Genomic DNA, 24,450 nt, shown 5'->3' with positions numbered 1-24,450 from the left:
AAGAGGCACCTAAAACTTGCTGATTAATTTAGCTTGAAATGAGTCAGATATCTATCGTGTTTAAACAACACTTTTGATTGTGACCCATAACAAACCGAGATATTCATATATAGCTCGCTCACTTTGGTATATCGAGGAAGCGTTTGGAACAAAAGAACGCCACGACAATTCACCATAGCCTGATACATATTCGGCGGGTGAAAATATTGGGCTAAGATTGTTACTACGATAGAGATAATCTAACCGCTTTATATGTGTAGCACTAGAAACCACAATAAAGGTACTCGTCTCAACAACCTTTTTATGGGCGAGGACTTCGTCTAAAGAGTCTTTTGGCCCTTCGATTAACACTATGTTAGATAACGGCACACCGAGCCCCACTGCGAGCTCGGCATTAATGGCAGGATCTGATTTTTTATCATCCATTGCCGCGTAACCAGAAAATATGATTTTAAGCGTGGGGTATTGATGCCACATTTGTACCGCTTGAATAATTCGCGGCAGACTACATTGATGAATTTGTGCCACAAGTGGCAGCAATTGATTGTCACTATGCCAACATCCCATGACCACAACATAAGCTGGTTTTACAGTGGCCAGATAATTAGGATCTTCAATTGGCAGTTTTGGGTAAGACAGTTCTAATGGGCGGATCAAAAGTTGACTTGTTATTGGTAAAGAGAAGAACGTAACTAATAACGCACTGGCAATAAGTAATTTGCGCGCCATTGCCATTTTATTTCTTTTATATAGATAAAGCCCGCACAAAATAATTGCCATACAAATTGGTATGGGCATTAATAATTCCCCTACCAATTTTTTAATAAAAAACCCAATTTCAACCAGCAATTGGTTTGCCTCCAATTTACGCTTCTTTAAATTGCTGTTCTATATTGGCGAATAACAACTTAAAGCCTGGTGATAATGTTTTGTATAACGAAAATGGGTCAATGTAATACGGAGCGCGCTTACCGTGGTATTCGACAACGGGACCAATTTGTTGAAATTCGATTCCGACAAATCTCATGCTTCGCGCTAATCTTGGCTCCATCATGACAAAGACGTGCTTGATCCCTTTTTCTACTACAACACTTGCAGCCGACAGGTACAAACCTACAGCGATAAATGGAAAGCATCGCAGTTCTTCCTCAGAATAGCTGTCAACATTAATTGCACCTGTTGCAGCACCGGCAAATTTATCGGTTTTTCTTCGTCTAAACTCCTCAGGAACCGCTAACCTAGATATTTCGCATATTTCATTTCTTGGAAACAATTTGGGGTTTAGTGTGTCGTGGTCGATAGAATCTAAGCAATATTTTTCAAGTGGTAGCAATTCATCATTAGCAGTGCTACAAACAATTCTAACGGTTCCAGCGTATCGCTCTGTCGCTTTATGTTGAATTAAACAATGGAACGACTGGATGTCAAAGTCATCCTTTTCTTGTTTGTCAGGATACTCCGGCTCAAATTTTAGCTCTTCGCAATATACGTTGTGGCGTATTTGAAATGAATGACTAACTTGTTGCTCACTGATTGCCAAAACAGGTTGTAGAAATTCAGAAAAATGGTTTGCTATACTTATTGCTTCAGAATTAGCTTTTTTCTGAATGATAGCCTTTACTAAAGTGCCTATAATAGGTGTGTTTATGAACCGCTTTAAGAGTTTCAAGTTGAATTTCCGTAGCACAAATGAAGTAATGTAAGACTTTTAGTATAGGCATCAAAATGAACTAAATAAATAGCTTTATGGCTAATTAGAGCAATCTAAACAAATAAGTGTATTTTTGCCCTGCGGCACCATTTTGACTAGTGTCAGCTAATTTTACACCGGCAAAAGCGAGGCCTTAAATACCCTTAAAATACAAGGGGTTGCATCTTGGTTCGTAAATTGCTTATATTAATCCATTAGAACTGTTTATTTATCAAGCAGGCCCGATTATAATGCGGGGTCGTGCGCTGTAACAAAATTAGGTATTGAAGTCATGAAAGCAAGCAATGAAAATCCAGTAGAAAAAAAGGTTTCTTCTAGAAGGAAGTTTTTAACAAAAAGTTCAGCCGGAATTCTGATCGCATCATTACCTGCAAAATCTGTTTGGGCAACTGGTGGCAATATCGCCGGCTCAATAATCGCCTCTGGTGGTTCGTCAGACTGGTCTTCAAGTAACGCTGTGTGTTTACGTTCGCATGGCTATTGGAAAACCCACTTAAGCAATATTGACAGCAGTGAAAAAAACAAAGCATTTAAAGATGCGTTTAATGCCTATCCAGTAGATGATAACCTTAACAATATTATTGTTAAGCGTAGTTCTAACGGCTCTTACATTGATTGGCACCCAACGTTAAAATACTGCGTTAAAAGTGAAGGCGACAGCGGCGTTTATTTGAACAATAGAAGCAATTCTAAGCCATTCATTACTGACAGAAGTATTAACAATACGTGTACAGGAAAATACCGTAAAGAACATCAATATGGTAAGGATTACCCGTATTTTGATTTTTCAGGACCAGACAATGTAAATGCGCAAATGGTAACCATGTATCTGAACGCGCTTTACCATGGCCAATATGGAATTAACTATCCTGTGCTTTCTGCCTATGGTGGCCCTTTTGCAACAATAGCCGATTTTGCAGATAACTTAATTAATATGCGAAATATAAATGGTGCTGGCGCATTAGGTCGTGCACTTGCGCAGCTAATTGATCAAAATCCTGTATAAGTTGATTAATGTTTAGTTTTTCAGACTTTGTCGAGGCTCATGATTTTTCAGATGGGTCTGGGTGTGTTTTATTTCATACTGAAACAGGCGAGTCTTTAGCGTATGCATGCACCACTGATGTTTTATTGAGTAACCAAACTAACGAGATTAATAACATCGTTAGTTTGTTACTTGAAAAGCGATTTATTCAATCTACTTAGGATAGTTAAATGCACTTTCAATTAGAAGTGGCGCCATTTAAATTAAATATCCAAACCACAATCCCACTAGTAATCGACAATCTAACTAAGTTATACCCTCCTCAATTATTAACGTCAGTTGATGATAATTCTTTGGCTGACTACGATGTTTCTATTGATTACAGTGGCTTAGTTCGGAAATATATTAAACCTCAATGTTCCTTTAAATTTGACCAGTTCGAACCGTTTTTAGGCTTGCCCATTGGTCATGCCTATGCAAACTTAGAATGGGGCATGAATTATGTTATTGCGAGTAACATATTTAATTACTTAATTATTCACTCGGGTATTGTCGCCAAAAATAACAAAGCCGTACTTTTCCCTGCGCCTCCTGGCAGCGGCAAAAGTACCTTAACCGCTTATCTACAGGGACAAACATCATGGCGTTTACTTTCTGATGAAATGGCTCTAATCGACCCTGAGACACTTGAAGCGATTCCGTTTGTTCGACCTATTTGTTTAAAAAATAGATCAGGCCAACTAGTACAACAATGGTTTCCGGAAGTCGCCGTTTCAACAATTGCAGGGAACACCCATAAAGGCGATGTAGTACATGTTAGCCCATCGAAATTTAGTTGGGAGCAACGTAAAACACGAGCTGAAATAAAATCAGTGGTCTTCCCAAGATATGACCCAGATGTCGAGCTGGAAGTTTACGCCCTGACCAAAACCCAAGCTTTTATGCAACTAGCCGAAAATGCGTTTAACTTTAGTTTATTGGGCGTTGAAGGTTTTGAAACAATTATTCAAATAATCGAAAAAGTAGACTGCTACGAAATCGTTTACAACAACGTTAAAGAAGTTGAGAAGTTTTTAGATGAAGAGGTTCTTTTTGAAAGCTAAAGACATAATTTCGCTACTTAATGATCCGGCTCAGGCCGCAAGTTTGTCTAAACTTAACTGGCAAATACTCATTAAAGTTTTGAGAAAAGAACAACTACTCGCTCGTTTTGCAATTAATTTTAAGCGACAAAATATTGCTTTAAGTGACGATGAAATATCTGCACACCTCGACGTTCATTTAGGCAACTCAATAAAAATAGCAATTCGCCAAAGCCAAAGTGTAAAGTTTGAAATTGCCGAATTAGCTCGCCTTTTAGGTCAGTCTAGTCAGCAACTTATTTTGCTAAAGGGTGCGGCCTATTCAGTGATGAACAACCTTGCTAGTGAAGGTAGGACCTACGGCGACATTGATTTATTAGCCGCAAAAGACAAAATTGACAGCTTTGAAAAAATCCTTAATACCTATGGCTGGACTGGCAAAGAAGTTAATGATTATGACGATAAATATTATCGAGAGTGGAGCCATGAAATCCCACCATTGATGCATTCAAGCCGCGGTACGGTAATCGACTTGCATCATAACTTGGTCCCTATAATTTCGGGTAGAGCACCGAACATTGAATTATTTGTCAAAGATGCCATTCCGGTAGCTGATATGAACGTATTGCGCCCTAGTGCAATGACATTACATAGTGCGGTTCATCTATTTTTAAATGAAGACTACGACCATGGCTTACGCAATATTCATGATATTAGTTTATTGATCAGCGAACATCACTCAGCAGAGTATTGGGCAGATATTTACAGCTTAGCTACAGAATCAAATTTCAGCCTTGAACTTTATCTGGCGCTGCGTTACTGCAAAAAACTATTTAACACAACCGTATGCGAGAGTACTTATCGCAAACTCGGTAAAAAGCATGCTTCACTAATAAAAAATGCATACTGGGACCTTGTGTTCCATGGCGCTCTTGCGCCGAAACACCCTTTAGTGACAGGCCCAATAAACAAGCTGGGATTGCTTCTTGCCTACATTCGAGGGCATGCTGCAAAAATGCCGATGAAAGTGCTTATTCCACATATTTTTACAAAAGCTTATCGTGAAGTGGTAGAAACATTTGCTGGAAAATCTTACTTTGTTAAAAATCAGGATACCCAAAAATGACTAAATATTTAGCATTGTTTTTATTGCTTATAAGCCAAGTAGCTTTTGCCCATGATATGCAAAAGAAACTGACACTTATCAAAACAGCGAAACAATCTATTGTTGGCGTCGGCATATACAACCCACTTGGTGCGCCGCGTTATCAACTGAGAGGGACAGGCTTTGTTGTTAAAACAACAAACAATAATGAATCCTTTATTGCCACTAATCATCACGTGGTCAACGGCAAAGGGTTTGATGACGCAAAATCTGAAATATCTATCCATGTCGGGGAAGGTAAAGACGCCCTGTTTTATAAAGCGGAACTTATCGCTCAAGATGAACGCTCGGATGTCGCAATATTAAAAATTCGAGCTCACTTACCCACTTTGCCCCTTGCAACACCTAAATATTCCTCTCCCGCGGGTTCTGAGATATTTATCGCCGGTTTACCGATAGGTTCGGTACTTGGTTTGTATAAATCTGTTCATACGGGGTATGTCGCGGCTTATGTTCCTATGGCCATTCCTCAAAATAATGCCAGTCAGCTAACGATTGAAGTCATTAAACAGTTGCGTAATCCATTGTTTGTTTACCAACTTGATGCCACTGCGTATCCGGGAAACAGCGGTAGCCCTGTGGTTGATAGTGAGTCCGGTAAGGTCATCGCGATTTTAAATAGTGTAAAAGTAAAATCCACAAAAGAGCATGTATTGTCTGACCCTAGCGGCATTAGCTATGCAATTCCAGCTGATTACATTTGGGCACTTTTACCACAATAAATGTACTAAATACTGACTTTTAACGATGAAAAAGTCTTATTTGGTCGACAACTTAAATGACTAAATAAGACACAATTGATTAGTTAATTTTATTCGCATTCGTTTTGTGACAATATTAACAACTTCATATTTTTAATTGGAAAACTACTGGTGAACATCGTACTTTATATTGGTTTCGCTCTTGTTTGTTTCTTTTATCTTGCAAGTTCTGCCCTCATATTTACCAGTAAGGCTAAAGGCACTCTTAGAACGGTATTTCTGGTTACGTTTTTAGGTACGTCAGCCTGGGGAGCCGCATCACTTTTTGCCGCGACCATGCTAACTCGCAACCCATTTTTAGTCTGGCCCTTATTAGAGTCGCTATTTATGACAACATGGACCTTGTTGTTACTGGCGATGCTTGATACTTCCACAAAAAACTTTTTTTGCTTTCTAAAACAAAAATATAGCATCACAGTAATCGTAGCGGCGATTCTCTTTAATTTGGCTTTTGCATTTTTAGGTTTATCTCCTGAACTGAAGTTTAAATTGTTAGTTAGTGCCAGCCTGTTAACCGCCATCATTCAATTGATCCTGCTTGAGCAAATATATCGCGCAGCCCACAACGATCGCTGGGGTTATAGACCGTTCATTTTAGGATTGGCGAGCGTAAATATTTACCACCTTATTATGATGTCTAATGCTTTGTTGCTAAATACCTTGGACCCGGTTTACCTTTCTGCAAGACCCTTTATCTACGTGCTCATCGTGCCTTTTATTTTACTGACCATTAAGCGAGTCGATAATTGGAATTTGAGGATCTTTATTTCCAGAGATGTTGTTCTGCAAAGTTCGTTATTGGTATTCGCCGGTGGCTATTTGTTATTAATGTCCTTGACTGGCTACTTCATTCAACGGTCAGGTCAAGCATGGTCGGGCGTAGTGCAAATCGTATTTGTTGCCGGGGCTTTATTGCTTTTGGCCTATATATTTATATCTGAGTCGGTTCGCAAGTATTTTCGTATCTTTATCCAAAAGCATTTTTACGCTAATCAATTTGATTATCGTGAACAATGGCTAGGTCTAACCATGACTTTAGACGCTGAAAACTCAGATGACGACTTTTATGAAGTGGGTTTGAAAGGCCTGTGTAAGTCACTAAATTATACACATGGAGCCTATTACAAATTAACAAATGGCCAGCTTGAACTTAAAACAAAAGATCTTTTTTCGTTAAACCAAAACGCCACTAATGAGTTGCTGCATTTGTCCACCAAGTTAGCGGAAAATAGATGGTTTGTTGACGTGTCCGATTTTGGTGCAGCGGAATATGCCGTGGAATTTAGAGGCTATTTTATTAATCATTTAATTATGTTTGATGTCGAAATTATTGTCCCTATCTTTATTAACGATGAGTTTCATGGTGTTTTTGCACTGAGTAGTTATGGTAATGAAAAACTGGCACTTAATTGGGAAGTTAGAGATTATCTGACGACTATTAGCTCTCAAATCGGCAGTTACATTCGATTTGGTGAAGCGCGTCTTAAATTGGAAGAAAATGCTAAATTTGCCGCCTTCAATAGGATGTCTGCGTTTGTCGTTCATGATTTAAAAAATGTCATAGCGCAAATAGGCATGATAGTGAAAAACGCCGAAAAACATCGAGACAACCCCGAATTTATCGACGATACATTCGAAACGTTAGGTCACACCAAAGAACGTATGGATCGGATGTTGTCTCAACTTAAAGAAAAACAACAAACGCGCGGAAGCGAAACCCGATTTGAGCTTAATGCTTTTGCGGCTAAACTTCGTGACGATTTCAATCGAAATCTTCCGCAAGTGGATATGGTATTACCTTCTGAACCTATTTCAGTTTTTGCAGATTATGATAGGCTTTACTCTATCGTTGGCCACCTTATTGAAAACGCACAACAGGCAACGTCGGATGATGGGCAAGTCAAAATGACTCTGGATCAGGTCGACAATAATTATATTTTAACAATTACTGATACAGGCGTTGGCATGACGACTGAATTCATGAATAATCAATTATTCACGCCATTTGTCACAACCAAAGGAAACGCTGGGATGGGCGTTGGAGTGTATGAAGCAAAAAGTTATGTCGAGGAACTCAACGGAACATTGACAGTTTCAAGCCAAGTTGGCAAAGGCAGTACGTTCAAGATAACGATACCTAAAAAGGAAGACTAGTGGAAAAGTTACTGATAGTAGAAGATGACTTAGGAATTCAGAAGCAACTTAAGTGGGGCTTAGAAGGATATGAATTGGTATTTGCTGAAGATCGCCAAACCGCAATTTCCCTACTACGTCGCCATGAACCTAAAGTCGTGACTTTAGATTTAGGACTTCCACCCGATCCTGCCAATGCCAGTGAAGGCCTTGCAACACTTTCAGAAATAATGACTTTGGCCCCAAACACAAAAGTCATTTGTGTCACCGGCAACTCAGACAAAGCCAATGCATTAAAAGCAATAGAGCTTGGCGCATACGACTTTTATCAAAAGCCTGTTGAAATGGATACCTTAGCCATCATCATTGGCAGAGCTTTCCATGTGGCCGATTTAGAAGCTGAAAACAGAAACCTCCAACTCGGTGAAAACCCTTTTGGTACTATCATAGGGTCAAGTCCAGCGATTCAAAAAGCCTGTAAGCTTTCTGAGCGTATTGCGAAAGCTGACATCACAACTTTATTGTTAGGTGAAAGTGGAACGGGTAAAGAGGTTTTTGCCCGCGCTATTCACGACGCTAGTCCAAGAGCTAGAGGTCCATTTGTTGCGATTAACTGTGCTTCTATTCCAGATAACCTATTAGAAAGTGAACTATTTGGATATGAAAAAGGTGCCTTTACCGGTGCGGCTAAACAAACAAAAGGTAAAGTAGAATTTGCCAATGGTGGAACCTTATTTCTTGACGAGATAGGAGACATGCCTTTAAACCTGCAAGCTAAAATGCTTCGTTTTCTTCAGGAAAGAGTCATTGAACGGGTTGGCGGCCGCAGCGAGATAAGTGTTGATGTTCGCGTAATATGTGCGACGCACAGAAATTTACCGGACATGGCCAAACAAGAAAAATTCCGTGAAGATTTATACTACCGTGTTGGTGAAGTTACTATTGAACTTCCGGCATTGCGCGAACGAAGCGGCGACGTTGTTGTATTAGCGAAGCACTTTTTGAATGTCTTTAATAAAGAGTTTGGGCAAAACGTCAGAGGCTTCTCTGAAGACGCAATAAAAGCGATGTTGAATCATGAATGGACCGGTAATATTCGTGAATTACAAAATAAACTAAAATCCGCCGTTATTATTTCTGATGCGAGTCTGATTACTGCTGACGACCTTGGCTTTTACGACGAAGCTGATGAAGACGATATAACGGAACTCAACTTAAAAGCCGTTCGAGAACAAGCAGAAGGTAAGGCGATTCGTATGGCATTTGCCCAGGCAAAACACAACATATCGCGAACCGCTGAGCTACTTGGGGTGACACGCCCAACGCTATATTCTTTGATAGAAAAATATAACCTCAAAGACATCAAACCTGATTAACAGGCAATCCGCAGCTGGTGTGAAAACGGCCTATCGTTGATAGCGTAAAACCGTACAACACATTCCAGCACGGGATACTCGTTACAAATAAAGGAGACGACAATGTCTCCTTTTTTCATTTAATGAAGTAATACTAGCCCTCAGAATTATCCAGTCACCCCAATGGCAAGTTTATACGCTTTAAAGTGTCCATAAAAAAAGTGAGGTAAAACCTCACTTTAATTTTAAGCTATATACCCGTAACAAGATTAGCTTTCTTTGTCACTACCGCCGTTTTCGTTCATTTTACGCAGTTCTTTTAAAATTTGTCCCTGCAATAACACCGAACGTCTATTCATGATCAAAACGGACTCAAGCAAGGTTTCCAACTTCTCAGTTTTCATATTACCTTCATAAGCCAATGCAATTTCTTGCATTTCAGCGTCGCTTACCGCTTCCTCTTTTATAGAGTTCATGGCTTGCTGCTGTGCTTGATTAACTTGCTTCTGTGGTTGCGTCGTTGCACGACTCAACTTAGTACCCGTTGCAGTCTGGGTGATTTCCATATTCTGAGTTTTACCATCGTCTTGGTGGTTTAGTTCCCCAGATACTTCTTTAATCACTTCTTCAATTAGGCCGATATCCACTTTTCGCTTTTCTTCCATGAATGCATAAAGAAGAACACGATCTAAGAAAGTGTTTATTTTACGTGGAATACCTTCTGTGAATGCATGGATCCGAGTGACGGCTTCATCACTAAATAGTGGTTGCCCTTCCCAGCCAGCCATTTGCATACGATAGGCGATATATTTATACAATTCTTCTTCAGATAACGGCGTCAGGCTTGCTGATGCGATAACCCGTTGTCTAAACTGCTCCATTTGAGGAGCGCTTAATATGTCCTGTAATTCAGTTTGACCTAGCAAGAAGCTTTGGATAATTGCTTTGCCATCCACCTGAATATTAGACAACATTCTTAATTCTTCGACTGACTCAATCGGTAAGTTTTGCGCTTCGTCGATGATCAACAACAAGCGACGACCTAAACTATTTAACCGACGCATATAGTCTGTTAATTCAGCAATGTGAGCCGCCTTTGTGTCGCCCTCTGGGTGTAAATGAAATAATTTAGTGATAGCGACTATTAGATCATCAGGCGATAAGTTAGGGGTTACTAACTGCTTAGCAACGATACTTTCTTCTTCTAATTGCGAGATCAAATGATTGGCGATGGTCGTTTTACCTGTACCAACATTACCGGTGATGACAATGAACCCCTCACCTTGGCTCAAGCCATATTGCAGATAAGATAGCGCCTTTTGATGGCCAGTACTTGCGAAAAAAATCTCTGGATCAGGGGTAAGTTGAAATGGTTTTTTACTTAACCCGAAATACTCCTCGTACATTAACCTGATACTCCGTTATTTGAAATTTCGTTATGTGTTTTAGCATTTCGACCTGATATTAAAACGGTCAATGCTGGAACCCAAACCAATGATGCCAGAGTCGTAAACAATAGACCAGTAATGATAACTGTACCCATTGGTTGCCATAACTCGCCACCGTAAAGTGTTAAAGGCAATAAGCCCACTATAGTTGTTAAGGACGTTAAGATCACTGGTGTGAAGCGACTACTCGCAGATTGCACCATAGCGTTCCTGGCCGATAGGCCATTTTTTATGCCTCGGTTAAAGCCATCAACCACAATAATTGCGTCGTTGACCATGATACCGATTAAACTTATTAACCCAATAAATGCCATCATTGAAAAGCTGATACCGGTCATGAACATACCAAAGACCCCACCAGCAAACGCGATTGGCAGTAAACTTATGATTACCGCTGGCTGAGCAAAGCTATTAAACTGCACAAACAACAGTACAAATATAGACAGCACAACAAGTATCATGATTTCTGACAGTCCTCCGAAGTTTTCTTTTCGGGCTTCTTCTTCACCACCGACAACATAAGAGAGTCCATCATCCCAAGATAAGGTATCAAGATAACTGATAAGCCCAGCGGTGATTTCGGCAACATTTCCACCCGGTAATACATCTGCTGAGACGCTATTCATTCTCATTCTTTGGTAATGGTAAAATGGTCCTTGTAACTTATTGAGTTCAACCCGCGCTACCGCACCTAATGGAACGGCCATGCCTTGAGCGTTTACCACTAACAAATCGTCTATCACTTCTGGTTCAATATCATTGCCCTTAACGACAATGGGATAACCTTGGCCATACCTATCGGTCATGTTGCCAACGATAGCACCATCTAAATGATTTCTAACTTGTTGCTCTACATCACCACTAAAAATAGACGACTTTGTTGCAAGATATTCATCAACTCTAACATCGTACGCCCAACCCGCATTAGCTGAAATATTACGTATATCGAACACGAACTTTTGCTTTTCTAAGTAAGCTTCGACCGTGCGACTGCGTTCAGCTAATTGTTCCAAATCGTCACCTAGGAACCTAATGGTAATAGGTCTGTCGGTTACAGGCCCCTGTTGAAATTCAAACACATTGACCTTCGCTGCTTCAAAATCTGCATAATCGGTTCGAATTTTAGCAATTACGCCCTGCACTTTTTCTCGCTCATATGAGTCAATTAACAACATGATTTGAGCAAAATTCACCACACCTCTGCGAGGAATGTGGTTGTAATAGATTCTTGGGTTACTGCTTCCGACCGTTAACATGACATCGGTAACGTCAGGGTACTTTTCAAACTCTTCGCTTAATGACAACGCAACGCCTTGAGTATGACTTAGCGAAGAAAACTGAGGTGTTTCGACATTGACTACGATGATATTTTTTTCCGCTTTCGGGAATAAACTCACGCCCACTTGAGGGAATAAACTGATACAGCCAGCAGCAATTGCTATAAATATTACAATGGCGACAATAGGTAATTTTAGTACCCCATGTAACCCTCTTGAATATAGGCCATTGGCAAATTTATCAAGAACATAAGACAAGGTTAACTTAGAGTGTTTTGACACCCCAAATACACTAATCAAAGCAGGAAGGATAATGAGTGCGACAAACAAAGAGGCAACCAGTGCTATGGTAACTGCAACTGGCAAAGCTCGCATAAAGTCGCCGGTATCACTGCTTAAAAGCAGCATAGGTAAAAATGCAAACACTGTAGTTAGTGTGCCCGCGACGAGCGGCATGCCGACTTCTGAAAGTACTTGTTTAATTTTGTCCAAACGAGATTGGCTCTGATCTTTTAATTTTGCAAACTGCTCTACCACTACAAGCGAGTTGTCGACTAACAAACCCAGTGACACAATTAGTCCCGCGATGGTCATTTGTTGTAGTACAAAACCAAAGGTTTTCATGATCACAATAGTAATAAATATTGTCAGCGGTAATGCCAGTGAAACCCAAAAAGATTGCTTGAGTCCCATAAAAAACAGCAAACAAATAAGTATTAGTAGAAGGCCATAAAACAAGTCGAACATAAACCCACTAACGCGGTTTTGAACGCCGGATTCTTGGTCAAAGGTTGTCTGAATGTCAACTTCTGGGTAGGCTTCTAAAAACTTAGAGACTTCAGCACGAACTGACTCACCAAAATTAAAGATATTCTCACCCATTTTGAGCTGGGCGGTAACAAATACGACAGGTTGTTGATTTAAGTAACTTAAATTGTCTGGTTTAAAAGGCGCTAACGATAACTCGGCAATGTCTGATAACACCACATGGCCATTGCCATCGGACTTAACAATCGTGCCAGCTAGTTCTTCAAAATTGGTGTACTCACCCGACAGGTTGATTGAAAAACGCATATTATCGCTGTCGATATAACCCGCATGGTCTGCTCGGCTATTTGCAGCGAGCGAACGACTTATATCTTCGATTGAAATATTGTGTTCCAGCATTTTTGCCGTATCAGCTTTAACAGAAACAACAAGTGACGGTAGTCCCCAGACTTCAGCCTGTCTTACAATTGGTATGGCTTGTAATCGTTTTTGTAAATTTTGTGACGTGCGTTTCAACATTTGCCAATCGTTTGTTGGCGAAGAAACCGCTAATTGCACGGCATTAACAGTAATAGGAGATGCTTTAACAAATATTATATTGCGGACGGTTTCTGGAAAATCAGAACGAACTCGATTTACTGCATTTACAACATCATCAAAACTTTTGGGCGCTGCAGTACCGTGCAAAAATTTAATTGTAAATGTAACTGCACCTTGTTTAATTTCCGTTTCAATCGTTTTAATGTCTTCGACAAGACCTAGAGACTGCTCGATTGGACCGACAACTTCACTTTCTAACGAATTAGGCGACATGCCCGGTGCCATCACTTCCACCACGTTAATAGGCATGTCAAATTGTGGGTCTTCTGCTTTTGGCATCGAAACTAAAGCAGATGTCCCCAATAACAAAATCATTAAAATAATTAGATTAAGTAGTCGTATATTGTTGGCAAAATATTGAGCAAGTTTTAACAGCACGTGGCTTAATCCATTTATTTAATAATTGAAAGAGTTGTTAATCCGTTTGGTTCTACTAAAACGTAATCTTGAGTGAAATCAACAATATTAAATCGCTGCATACTGACAGTGCCAGAATCTGACTTAGTTTTAATCAAGGCAGTTTGATTAAAGTCGACTTTCAACAGATGCGCAGGGACGCGAAAAACCAACTGATTTTCGCCAGAAAGTTCGACATCAAATAGAGTCCCAATGACCATGTTTTTATATGGTTGGATCGCAAGACTAACGTTATATAAGCCGGTAAATTGATTAGGTGTTGATGTCAGTTTTTTTACTTTAGCCAGTTGCGAATTTGATTTATCTCTGGCACTAACGGGCAGTTCGACACCATAATTTAAATACCTCAATTCACTACCTAACACGTCAACATTGATAACTAGATTGTCTTTAATTGGCGCAATTTCCAATATGGTTTGCCCTGGCGCTGCGAATTCCCCAAGTTCTAACAATCTTGAAATAACAATTCCATCGTACGGTGCGACAATCGAGGCCGCTTCAAGTAGCTGACGCACTCTAATAATGGCGGCTTTTAATTGCGAAGATTGTGATTTGTTTCGTTCGTATTCACTTGCTGATACGGCATTTTGCTTTCTTAATGTCAGTAGGCGTTTGACCTCTTCATTAACAAATGCTTTTTCAGCCAATAAAGAGTTAAGTTCAGAATTTAATTCATCGGTGTCAACCGAAGCCAGCAAATCCCCTTTTTTAAACTGCTCGCCAACATCGACATTGAGATGCTTTAAGTTACCTGAGGATTTAAAGGAATATTGGTAGGTTAAGTAAAAATCCAACTTACCGATCCGCTTTGCTGATTTAGCGTACGGTTCCAGTTGTAAGTCATCGTTATCATTTGCAAAAACGCCGAACCCTGTAATTAGCAACGCTGCTAAAATGATTAATTTCTTGAGGTCACGCAATTTCTATCCCCTTTTAGGTCTAACTTCACATTAGACAATCCAATATTTTGGCGTTTACGCCTTCCAACGATCTCTACAATACAGCTGAATCAACAAGTTTACATTTTTCAATGCACTTTTTTGTCTTAAATTTGCACATTTTTTTCATGGCGATTACTGTTAAATACTATTCTGCATAATAAAAACAATAATATGAACCATTTTGTCATCGAATTCAGAAATCCAACTGCCGCAGAATGAATACGCTAACCAATTAAAAACTGGATTATTCTTTCTTTGGATAACATCTATCCCGTCACTTGTACGATAACAACTTGCATAACACTATCTTACAATCGCTCTTTGTCAGCCATATGACCAACAACGGTGTCTACATGTTTTGTTCAAAATAATGTTGTGCGTCAAGGACTTTAGTTATGTATCGCTTTGTCTCTGGGTGTGCTCTAGACTTAATCTTATCGTGTACTTGTTGTGCTGACAGTTTGTTAATAACATTGGCGGCTTTTTTTAGGTCTTTGGTACCATCGCGACTAAACAGTGCCGAAACATTTCCCATGCCTGTATTATAGGCTGCTATAACACAATAGTGTTTACTCAACGGGTTCTTAATATCTTTAAAATAGGTTTGATATAACATCGCCAAATAAGTTGCGCCATACAGCACATTTTGGGGTGGCTGGTAAAGCTCATTAGCGGACGGTGCTTCTGAGCTTTTGCGTAAGTGACGATTGACGTCCAATCCAGCCGTGGTCGGTACAATTTGCATTAAACCAAACGCTGGTATGGGTGATTGTGCTCGCGGATTAAAACTCGACTCCACTTCCATTACGGCATAAATCAAAGATACCGGCAGACCGTGATATTTTGCCTGCTTGTTAACATCCGTTTTATATAGCAATGCCCGATCAACTCGCTTATTTGGCAAAGACACTTTTGAACCAATGACATCTTTAGAAACTGCTTTCCCAGATCGTAACAAGCTTTCGGTCTTAGCAATCTCCTTATCAATTTCTTTAATGTATGAACGTTCTTTTTTCTGTTCTCGCAAACTGAGTTGAGTAGATTGAAATTGCAGTTGGGATTTAGTTTTTTTCAAATCGTCTATGTTCGACCGAATAAACTCGGCACTGGCGGCCAAATTCGCGTCACTGATCAACTGCTCTGCTATTTGATCAATGTCGACAATATCGATACCTAGTGATTCAGCCACTGACTTGTCACCAATTTTTTGTTTCAGAGCATCTTCAATAAATTGTTTAGTTTCTGGGAGTGACTGATTTGCAGATCGTTGTAGACCGATGGCATTGTTTTCGTAATCGATCACCAGCTTTTCCGATAGGTCATCGGAATAATGAACCCATTTAGAATTAGTACTTACGTCGGCATAACCCCACACTTGCTCCACGCGACCTTTATATTCGGCTAAGCCATCTCTAAATGCATCACGGTAAGATTTAAACGCTAACTGATTGTCGAGTTTAAATTTTGCTAACTGTGCTTCTTGTTCTGCTTTATGTGCCAGAGCCGCCGTTTTGGTTTTGTCATCAACAATTACACCGTACACCTGCCAACTCAAAATAATGCAACATGTTGTTGTTAATATCTTTTTCACTACAAAATTCCTTTTACAGGTTGCCAGTAAATTTTCATTTCTAAATAGTCATTATAGTCGTACTTTTGAGAACTGAAATTTAATCTTAAAAACACATTTTAAGTGTCCAATAATCACGGTTTAACTGGCATTTTTGGCCTATTTCTGGTTAAATTCCGCCAAATTTTATCGACACGAGAAACCAGCCTGTGATCACCACCGCAAATGTCACTATGCAGTTCGGCGCTAAGCCATTATTTGAAAATATTTCCGTAAAGTTTGGTAACGGCAATCGCTACGGCCTAATAGGCGCGAACGGTTGTGGTAAATCCACATTTATGAAAATTTTGACCGGCGATCTTACGCCTTCCTCTGGTAACGTAAGTTATGGCGAAGGTGAGCGACTGGGCATTTTACGTCAAGACCAATTTGCGTTTGAAGAATGCACAGTGTTAGACACTGTCATCATGGGTCACGAAGAGCTTTGGAACATCAAACAAGAACGCGACCGTATTTATAGCCTTCCTGAAATGTCTGAAGAAGATGGCATGAAAGTAGCGGACTTAGAATCTGAGTTTGCTGAAATGGGTGGTTATGAAGCTGAATCTTCAGCAGGTGAATTGCTGTTAGGTCTGGGTATCTCAACTGATTTACATTATGGCCTGATGAGCGAAGTTGCTCCGGGTTGGAAGCTTCGTGTGTTATTGGCTCAAGCGCTATTCTCAGAACCTGATTTCTTGATGTTAGACGAACCGACCAATAACTTGGACATCGATACAATTCGCTGGTTAGAAGACATTCTTAACCAACGTAATTCAACGATGATCATCATTTCGCATGACCGTCACTTTTTAAACTCAGTTTGTACTCACATGGCCGACTTAGATTACGGTGAGTTGCGTATTTACCCAGGTAATTACGACGAATACATGTTGGCCGCAACTCAAGCCAGAGCGCGTATGTTAAACGACAACGCAAAGAAAAAAGCTCAAATTGATGACTTAAAGCAGTTTGTTGCTCGTTTCTCTGCCAACGCCTCTAAAGCTCGCCAAGCAACGTCGAGACAGAAGCAAATGGAAAAAATTAAACTCGAAGACGTGAAAGCGTCGAGTCGCGTCAATCCATTTATTCGTTTCGAGCAGGAGAAGAAACTTTATAGAACCGCTTTGGAAATCGAAGACGTATCTAAAGGTTTTGACGAAGGCCCGTTATTTAAAGGGTTAAACCTAATGGCGGAAGTAGGCGAACGTATTGCGATCATTGGTGAAAATGGCGTCGGTAAAACAACCTTATTACGCTGTTTACAAGGCGAACTTACGCCGGACAGCGGTTTTATTAAGTGGTCTGAAAATCACAAGATGGGTTACTACGCCCAGGACCACGCGGCAGATTTTGAACAAGATTTAAACTTATTTGATTGGATGAGCCAATGGCGTCGTCCAGATGACGATGAGCAGTCGATCCGTAGTTTCTTAGGCCGTATGCTGTTCTCATCAGACGACATTAAAAAGTCGGTAACCGTGCTATCTGGTGGTGAACAAGGTCGAATGTTGTTTGGTAAAATAATGATGTCGACACCAAACATTTTGTTAATGGATGAACCAACTAATCACATGGATATGGAATCGATTGAGTCATTGCAAATGGCTCTTGAGCAATATGAAGGCACTTTGATTTTTGTCAGTCATGACCGTCAATTTGTATCTTCAATTGCAACCCGTATCATTGAAATCAAATCTGATGAAATCGTCGACTTTAGCGGTACTTACGACGAGTATTTACAATCAAAAGGGGTTGATGCGTAAGTATCGATATCCCTTAGGTGATACCTCAGTTGAATGCTGGTCGATAGCGTTCAACTGAGTTTCTCACCTCCACAAACCTCGCCACGCAGTTGCACCTGATACAAGCCTCAATTTACTTTATATTGAACTAACAAAGTTTAATAACGTCTTACCTCATGTCATATTATGAGGTTGCATTATTTCTAGTTGGAAAAAATATCTACTGTACTCAGCCCTATTGCACGTGGGAATCGTAGCGATAAGCGCCTTTCTGTTCGACACTAAATCTAGCTCTATATTAAACTCAAGCACACCGCCAAAACCGAAACTGGCAATATCCTCTTATTTAGTTCAATTACCTGAAAAACCAAAAGATCCAGTTTCATCACCCAATGTAACATCTACTGCAACGGCAATTGCAACAAGTCCATTAACGCCAACTCAAGCCTCCGAGGAAAATAGCGAATTACCAACAGAAATAACCGGTGCAGAAGAGTCTACCGCTGAAAAAACACTTACCGAAACAAAAGAAAACACGCTTGTCTCGAAAGTTACGCCAAATCCGAATTCGTCTATCAAAATGCCATCCAGCGAAAACCAGCTAAGCAATCCGTCATTACATTCCATATTAGAATCGACCAAAAATTATATTCAAACCCAAACCCCTCAACCAACAATAGATTCAATACAGTCTACAGGAGCGAATACGTCGAAAATAAGGAGACCAGACATGGATAGCCTGCGTTTTGCTGCTAAAGGCAGTGGCATAAAGGTCATTGGGGTTGCGACACATGGCGCCTTGCAGGTTAAATTTAATTCAATATGTTTTAGTATTGAAACCGACCAATGGCGCGATTTGGTATGGGTACCAACCCCCTGTCCACGCTCAGCAGATAAAACCCAACAAATACTTAATCATAGCCTCAAAAAGTTTGGTTTAAAGTAATAAGACTTCTATTGGGTTTTACCACTTATAGGTTAGTAAAGGATTTATCATTCGCTAGGTGACCAATAAGCTGGGATTTGACGGGAAAATAACATATTATTCTGCGCTAACTTACCTTAATGAAAAGGAATTCTGATGAATAAACTCCTTGTTGGCGGCGCCATTGTTGCTGCTTCTGCCGTCGTTGCTGCGCCTAAAATAATCTCTTTGAATATCGCTGAAACGATAACCGGCTTAGTTCAAAATGTTACCGAAATGCCTATTTACAACGCTGAAATAAAGTCAATGGATTCAGGCTGGTTTTCTACGTCAGGTGTAATTTTAGTGACTTTAGAATTAGACAAAGTCATGCCACCTAGTTCACCTGACAAAGCGCCAATGGACGATATTGAAATTGAGCTGGATTTTAACATAGACCACGCGCCCGTTTTGACCTCGGGTAGCAAGTTAGCAAACATCGAAGTTAATTACCGCGCTGAAAATTTAAAGTCGAGTGTAACTTGGGATCATGCTAAACCGCTTTACCAAATACATGCACAAATTGACCTCAGCGGCGATCTGTCCTATCAAGACAAGTCAGAGAAGTTCCAGTTTACCAGTGACGACAATATAAAATTTGACGTTAAATCTTATGCGGGTAATGCACATACACTTGACGGTCACCTCATTTATACCGGCGAATTACCGGCGATAGACGTTACGTCTCCTGAAGTAAACATGACTCTGCAACAGTTAGTATTTGATTCTGTAATTAAAGGTGATTTGGCATCAATGTTTAATTACGACCAAATACCTCAATATGAGATGACGGTGTCGGTTAATCAAATTGAAGTTAAAAATGAAACCTCTCCTGATGTTTTGACCCTAGACCACATGTCTATTTTGGTAAATTCAGAACTGGATGACGCAACAAACCTAGTGCGTAGTGACCAAATCTATAAGCTTGGTCGTTTTAGTTTTGGTGAGTATTTTGGCGAAGAATTTGAAATCGCTTTAGAAGTAAACAAACTCGATAAGAATATGTATATGGAATTAGCTAAAATCTTTTCCGAGCCAGCGCCTGTCGAACATCCAGAACAGCAGGTTGAGAAAATGGTGACATTTTTAGAAAGCAATTTACTTACTATTTTAGGCCCAGAACCAGAATTTAATATCACTCGCTTTAAAGGTAAACTGCCGGAAGGTCACTTCAACGCTGTGCTAAACGCCAAAATTGAAAATGTCGAAACGGCCCCCGCAACAATTAAAGATCCAAATTTCTGGTTAAGCCATGTAAATGCGTCTAGTCAAGTTCAAATTTCTAGACCTTTGTTTACTGTAGCTGTTGCAAAGTTTATTCGAGGTCAACTGGTTAACAATCCGCAACTCGCTGATGCAACGCCGGAAGAAATTGATCAGATCACGGTTCAACAAACGCCTCAGTATATCGCAATGTTAGAGTCTCAAGGCATGATAGTGCCAAACGAAGCAACTGACGAATATACGGTAGACTTTTCAATTGCCGAACGTGCCGCTAAGCTAAATGGTAACGATATACCATTACCGCTATAATTTTACTCGTCGTAGTGAGTTATTTAGCACGGCTCTAACCGCGTTGATTATGTTTGAAATAGCTCCACCTTTGGTGGAGCACTTCAAACGTCAACATTCAAATTTGTAGGTAACTCTTGAATCTAAAACGACTATTAGTGTCTTCACTCATCGCATTTACATTTTATGCGTCATGGGCGTATTGGGCCAATCTATCGCCTACGATAGCGTTAAATGACACAATTCGAAGCGCCTTGGTGCAAGGCCTTTACAGTGGTTTAGTTACTTTGGTATTTACGTTTATCTTAGAGAATATTGCAGCTAAATTTCACAGCCACATTCTTTCTCTAAGCTTAGTTACACCATTTATTTGTAGCCTTCATAAACTGACCAAACGAAACAAAGTGGTTTTTGGCAGTTTTCATCATGGATTACAAAGCCTTGCCGTAATGACAACAAAGCCACGACGCCTTATTTGGGTTACCCCTATCGTGCCTATCATGCTGCAATCGGTTTTAGTTATTTCGGTTAATGTTGTGAATCAAACACCTAACCTTTGGTTAACAGTAGCGCCAAGCATTTTATTTAGCGCCATTTATGCGTACGCCTATTTAATTTCGTTTCTTACAAAGTCGCCCGCCGAAAAATAAGTCATTCGAGAAACAATACTTTGAATATTAGCCCGGGCCGTTTAGCCTAATTCGTTGGCTTTTCGATATCGCCCTTCATAATCGAATATCCGTTCTACGATTTGCCAATAATGCTTTTGCTTTCTGGCGACCACAAAGTCAGGTGGCGTAAACCCGTTTTGTTTTGATTCAACGTCATCGGCGGTTTTAAAATCCTGGGGCGCGGCCGAATTATTTAGACGTCGTCCGTAAAGGCGGTTAAATTTATATTTCGCTTTGTCGTTACTAAAATCAAAAGTTTCAGTCAACTCTAGGCCGTCTTCATCAAAGTATCGAATTTTGACTTTTTGGCTGTCGCGTTCACTCTCTTTTTGAAATTCAAACATCATTCCGGCGCAACGAATTACCATGGCATTTTTTAATTTGAGTGCTGCTTTTAATTTGTCGTCTGGGTCGACAATGTCTTTTTGGCATTGATGGCAAACCCGAGCGGCGATGTCATTTTCCGCGTTGCAATGTTCGCATTCCTTAAATCGAAAGCGGTAATCGCAATCGATGCGCTCAATGGCCTGATTGCTATTTTCAGCGGTTTCATCGTCTTCGTAATCATGCTGTAAAAATCCCTGACACTTACGACCATAGTGTTCTATCACCTTTCCTTCTTGGTCTTTTTGCCCCCAAAAAGTATTGGCAAAACCACAACTTGGGCAAAATACTTGAACAACCTCTGAACTAGAGTTCGGCTTTTTTTGGCCAACTTCTGGATAGAAAATATTGATGCCGTTGCCCGCATAGTCGATTACCAAACAGTCTTTTTTGTTGTCACATAAACGCAAGCCGCGGCCCACAATTTGTTGATACAAACTCACCGATTCTGTTGGTCTAAGTATCGCGATTAAATCGACATGCGGCGCATCAAAGCCCGTGGTCAACACGGACACATTAACTAAATATTTTAGTGTCTTATTTTTAAACTTGGCAATTAAGACAGCACGAGTCACTAAGTCTGTTGCACCTGTGATCAACGCAGTGGATTGTTCTGGCAAATAACCACAGATTTCTTTTGCATGTTTTACACTCGCGGCAAATATCATTACACCTTGTCGTTTCGACGCTAGCTCTTCCACTTGCTCAATAATTGCCTGAGTGACTCTTGGGTATTTAACCAACAAGGCATTAACTTCCGCCTCGTTGAAATTGCCGTTAGCTGTGCTGTTTAACGCGGAAAAATCGTATTGTGCTACGGGGGCATCGACCAATTTAGGTGGTGTCAAAAAGCCATGTTTGATCATGTAGGTTAGCGGTAGCTCATATATACAAGATTTAAAAGGAGTCGGGGTCGCACTGCGTTTTATACCGTGGTAATGATATTGATAAATCCAGCCTAACCCCATTCGATATGGAGTCGCGGTTAAACCAAGTACCTTAATGTCTGGATTGTAGCCAGCAAGCTGTTTGATGATCTCTCCGTACTGGCTGCTATTTTCACCTTCAGTTAATTCACTTACTCTGTGGCATTCGTCAATAATAACTAACGAATAACTTGTAGCGAACAGGGGTAAATTTCGAACGACGGATTGCACACTGGCAAACGTCACTTGGAAGTCGGTTTGTTTGGTATTTAAGCCCGCTGAAAATACCCCAGCTTTAACGCCTTGTTGATCGCCATAGCTGCGAAACTTTTCTACATTCTGCTCGACCAGTTCTTTAACATGGGTCAGCACAAGGATTTTACGTCGCGCTAAACGAGCAAGTTCAGCAATAACTAAGCTTTTTCCGGCACCAGTAGGCAATACAATGACCGCGGGTTCATTGGTTTGCCTAAAGTGTTTGAGCGTTGCGTTAACCGCATCTTGTTGATAAGGACGTAATGTATACATCAAACAATTTTTTTAATAAAAGTGGTCTATTATTGTATCTCACTCGTAAACTAAATCTTATATATTTTGTAAGTTGGCTAGGCCAAAGACAAAAACTGTATCGGTCTATTTCCAATTATTTATATAAAGCAGCGTAAAAATATCCGGAATAAACAATTTCTTACACTTATAGTAGCTTTCTTCATTGTGAAAATACGATAAGATACGGCATCAATGTAAAAATCGCCAAAATTATAATTTGTAACAGGGATTTCAAAATGAGTAAAACATGGTTAAAGATTGCCTTACCTCTAGTTGTACTAGGCGTTGGTATTGGCTTAGGTCAAGTTGTTGGTCAATCTGGTCACAAAGAAAAAGATAAAGAGAAAGTAGATACTCGACCTATTGTCAGTGTTCGAGCCGTTAACTCAGAATCCCATCAAGTTAAAATTGTTGGACATGGTGCAGTGACTCCTGTTGAAAAAACCATGTTGTCAGCGCAAGTCGCCGGCGAAATTTTAAAATGGCACCCTAACTTTGTTGCCGGTGGTTTGGTTAAAAGTGGCGAAGTGTTAGTTGAAATTGACCCTGTGCCTTATCAAGCCGCTCTATTAAGAGCCGAATCAAGCTTGTCAGCCGCCAATTCCAAGCTTGTTGAAGAACAAGGTCGTGCGGACGTTGCCAAAATTGAAGCTAAAACTTTACCTGATGCCAAAGTTACTGACCTATATTTGCGTAAACCACAATTGATGAGTGCAATGGCCGATGTTAAGTCAGCACAAGCCTCGGTTAAAGCTGCGCAAAACGACTTAAACAATACAAAAGTGGTCGCCCCTTATGACGCGTTAGTGATTAACCGCACCATTGGCCGAGGCCAATATGCTTCTCCGGGTATGTCCATTGGCGAAATTTACAATATCGAAAAAGCCGAAGTCTCGTTTCCGATTGCCGGCTTCGACCGTTCGTTTTTACCAACGCAGTTAGCTGGTAAATCTGCTCAAATTAGTACCGAAGGCAACTTTTCATATACACGCCAAGCGGTGATTTCAAGAGACTCTGGTCGCATAGATTCAGACACTCGTATGAGTCACTTAGTCGTTGAAATTAACGATCCATACAGCCTAAAAAGCGACCAGCCTAAAGTTATGTTTGGCAGCTATGTTCAAGTTAGTTTTGACGGCGCTCCTTTAAACAACGTTTTCCGTTTATCTCAAGATTTAGTCAGCAACCGTAAAGTTTGGATTATTGACGAAGACAATAAACTTCGTGTTAACAAGGTTGAAGTGGTCAGAGAAGAAGGCGAGATCTACTTAATTGGTTCGGGCTTAAACGAAAATGACAAAATTGTCACCACGGTGCCAGAATATCCTCAAGTTGGTATGGAAGTACGTGTTGCAGGAACTGAAGCCATGGAAAAAGATAAAAAATCAGATGAGTCTCAAGTTGTTTCCCCAGCTGCTGCACAAAACGTGACGAATGGATAAGGCAA

The 24,450-nt window shown here is 40.3% G+C and carries 19 protein-coding genes; 12 read left to right on the top strand and 7 right to left on the bottom strand.

Features of this window, described 5'->3' with window-relative positions; all coding sequences use genetic code 11:
- Positions 1-60 precede the first annotated feature (60 nt).
- Positions 61-798, bottom strand: coding sequence for an ElyC/SanA/YdcF family protein (locus KO525_RS00990; protein ID WP_215961930.1), 738 nt, complete (start codon positions 796-798; stop codon positions 61-63).
- 67 nt (positions 799-865) lie between these two features.
- Positions 866-1,669 carry a PEP-CTERM/exosortase system-associated acyltransferase gene (locus tag KO525_RS00985; protein ID WP_215961929.1) on the bottom strand — a complete coding sequence of 268 codons (804 nt, stop codon included), beginning with the start codon at positions 1,667-1,669 and terminating at the stop codon, positions 866-868.
- Positions 1,670-1,982: 313 nt separating this feature from the next.
- On the opposite strand from KO525_RS00985, the gene KO525_RS00980 reads away from it, so the two are divergent.
- The 7 genes from KO525_RS00980 (at position 1,983) to prsR (ending at position 9,213) form a co-directional block, all read left to right on the top strand.
- Positions 1,983-2,717, top strand: coding sequence for a hypothetical protein (locus tag KO525_RS00980; RefSeq protein WP_215961928.1), 735 nt, complete (start codon positions 1,983-1,985; stop codon positions 2,715-2,717).
- Positions 2,718-2,725: 8 nt separating this feature from the next.
- A complete protein-coding gene (locus KO525_RS00975) occupies positions 2,726-2,917 on the top strand; it encodes a hypothetical protein (RefSeq protein ID WP_215961927.1) in 192 nt (63 codons plus the stop codon).
- Positions 2,918-2,926: 9 nt separating this feature from the next.
- Positions 2,927-3,799, top strand: coding sequence for an HprK-related kinase A (locus tag KO525_RS00970; RefSeq protein ID WP_215961926.1), 873 nt, complete (start codon positions 2,927-2,929; stop codon positions 3,797-3,799).
- Entirely contained in the window at positions 3,789-4,904 is a 1,116-nt protein-coding gene (locus KO525_RS00965; RefSeq protein ID WP_215961925.1) for a nucleotidyltransferase family protein, read from the top strand. Before KO525_RS00970 ends, KO525_RS00965 begins: the two co-directional genes overlap by 11 nt.
- Complete coding sequence (locus tag KO525_RS00960) at positions 4,901-5,665, top strand: serine protease (protein WP_215961924.1); 765 nt, start codon at positions 4,901-4,903, stop codon at positions 5,663-5,665. Before KO525_RS00965 ends, KO525_RS00960 begins: the two co-directional genes overlap by 4 nt.
- A 150-nt stretch (positions 5,666-5,815) precedes the next feature.
- On the top strand, positions 5,816-7,858 hold the full coding sequence (gene prsK / locus KO525_RS00955; protein WP_215961923.1) for an XrtA/PEP-CTERM system histidine kinase PrsK: 2,043 nt from the start codon (positions 5,816-5,818) through the stop codon (positions 7,856-7,858).
- Entirely contained in the window at positions 7,858-9,213 is a 1,356-nt protein-coding gene (gene prsR, locus KO525_RS00950; RefSeq protein WP_215961922.1) for a PEP-CTERM-box response regulator transcription factor, read from the top strand. The genes prsK and prsR overlap by 1 nt, the downstream gene beginning before the upstream one ends.
- A gap of 248 nt (positions 9,214-9,461) precedes the next feature.
- Here the strand turns inward: prsR and KO525_RS00945 are convergent, their stop codons facing one another.
- The 4 genes from KO525_RS00945 to KO525_RS19915 form a co-directional block, all read right to left on the bottom strand.
- Complete coding sequence (locus KO525_RS00945; RefSeq protein ID WP_215961921.1) at positions 9,462-10,598, bottom strand: XrtA/PEP-CTERM system-associated ATPase; 1,137 nt, start codon at positions 10,596-10,598, stop codon at positions 9,462-9,464.
- Positions 10,598-13,663 (bottom strand): efflux RND transporter permease subunit, encoded by a 3,066-nt coding sequence (locus tag KO525_RS00940; RefSeq protein ID WP_215961920.1) that lies wholly within the window; start codon positions 13,661-13,663, stop codon positions 10,598-10,600. The genes KO525_RS00945 and KO525_RS00940 overlap by 1 nt, the downstream gene beginning before the upstream one ends.
- 14 nt (positions 13,664-13,677) lie before the next feature.
- A complete protein-coding gene (locus KO525_RS00935) occupies positions 13,678-14,622 on the bottom strand; it encodes an efflux RND transporter periplasmic adaptor subunit (RefSeq protein WP_215961919.1) in 945 nt (314 codons plus the stop codon).
- A 370-nt stretch (positions 14,623-14,992) separates the two neighbouring features.
- Entirely contained in the window at positions 14,993-16,234 is a 1,242-nt protein-coding gene (locus KO525_RS19915; RefSeq protein ID WP_215961918.1) for a transglycosylase SLT domain-containing protein, read from the bottom strand.
- Between the two features lie 188 nt (positions 16,235-16,422).
- Between KO525_RS19915 and KO525_RS00925 the strand changes: the two genes are divergently transcribed.
- The 4 genes from KO525_RS00925 to KO525_RS00910 all read left to right on the top strand — a co-directional run bounded on the left by KO525_RS00925 (position 16,423) and on the right by KO525_RS00910 (position 21,123).
- The gene (locus tag KO525_RS00925) at positions 16,423-18,018 is read left to right on the top strand and encodes an ABC-F family ATPase (RefSeq protein ID WP_215961917.1); all 1,596 of its coding nucleotides are present in this window, start codon (positions 16,423-16,425) and stop codon (positions 18,016-18,018) included.
- 223 nt (positions 18,019-18,241) lie between these two features.
- Positions 18,242-18,943, top strand: coding sequence for a hypothetical protein (locus tag KO525_RS00920; protein WP_215961916.1), 702 nt, complete (start codon positions 18,242-18,244; stop codon positions 18,941-18,943).
- Between the two features lie 135 nt (positions 18,944-19,078).
- Positions 19,079-20,494 (top strand): DUF945 family protein, encoded by a 1,416-nt coding sequence (locus KO525_RS00915; RefSeq protein ID WP_215961915.1) that lies wholly within the window; start codon positions 19,079-19,081, stop codon positions 20,492-20,494.
- Positions 20,495-20,610: 116 nt separating this feature from the next.
- A complete protein-coding gene (locus tag KO525_RS00910; protein ID WP_215961914.1) occupies positions 20,611-21,123 on the top strand; it encodes a hypothetical protein in 513 nt (170 codons plus the stop codon).
- A gap of 41 nt (positions 21,124-21,164) precedes the next feature.
- Here the strand turns inward: KO525_RS00910 and KO525_RS00905 are convergent, their stop codons facing one another.
- Positions 21,165-22,985 carry a DEAD/DEAH box helicase gene (locus KO525_RS00905; RefSeq protein WP_252736858.1) on the bottom strand — a complete coding sequence of 607 codons (1,821 nt, stop codon included), beginning with the start codon at positions 22,983-22,985 and terminating at the stop codon, positions 21,165-21,167.
- Positions 22,986-23,239: 254 nt separating this feature from the next.
- Between KO525_RS00905 and KO525_RS00900 the strand changes: the two genes are divergently transcribed.
- Positions 23,240-24,445, top strand: coding sequence for an efflux RND transporter periplasmic adaptor subunit (locus KO525_RS00900; protein ID WP_215961912.1), 1,206 nt, complete (start codon positions 23,240-23,242; stop codon positions 24,443-24,445).
- Positions 24,446-24,450: the final 5 nt, after the last annotated feature.

This window comes from Psychrosphaera sp. B3R10 (genome assembly GCF_018861025.1).
GTDB lineage: Bacteria > Pseudomonadota > Gammaproteobacteria > Enterobacterales > Alteromonadaceae > Psychrosphaera > Psychrosphaera algicola.
The sequence above is the reverse complement of the archived record's forward strand: the minus strand, read 5'-3'. Positions and strand labels throughout refer to the sequence as shown.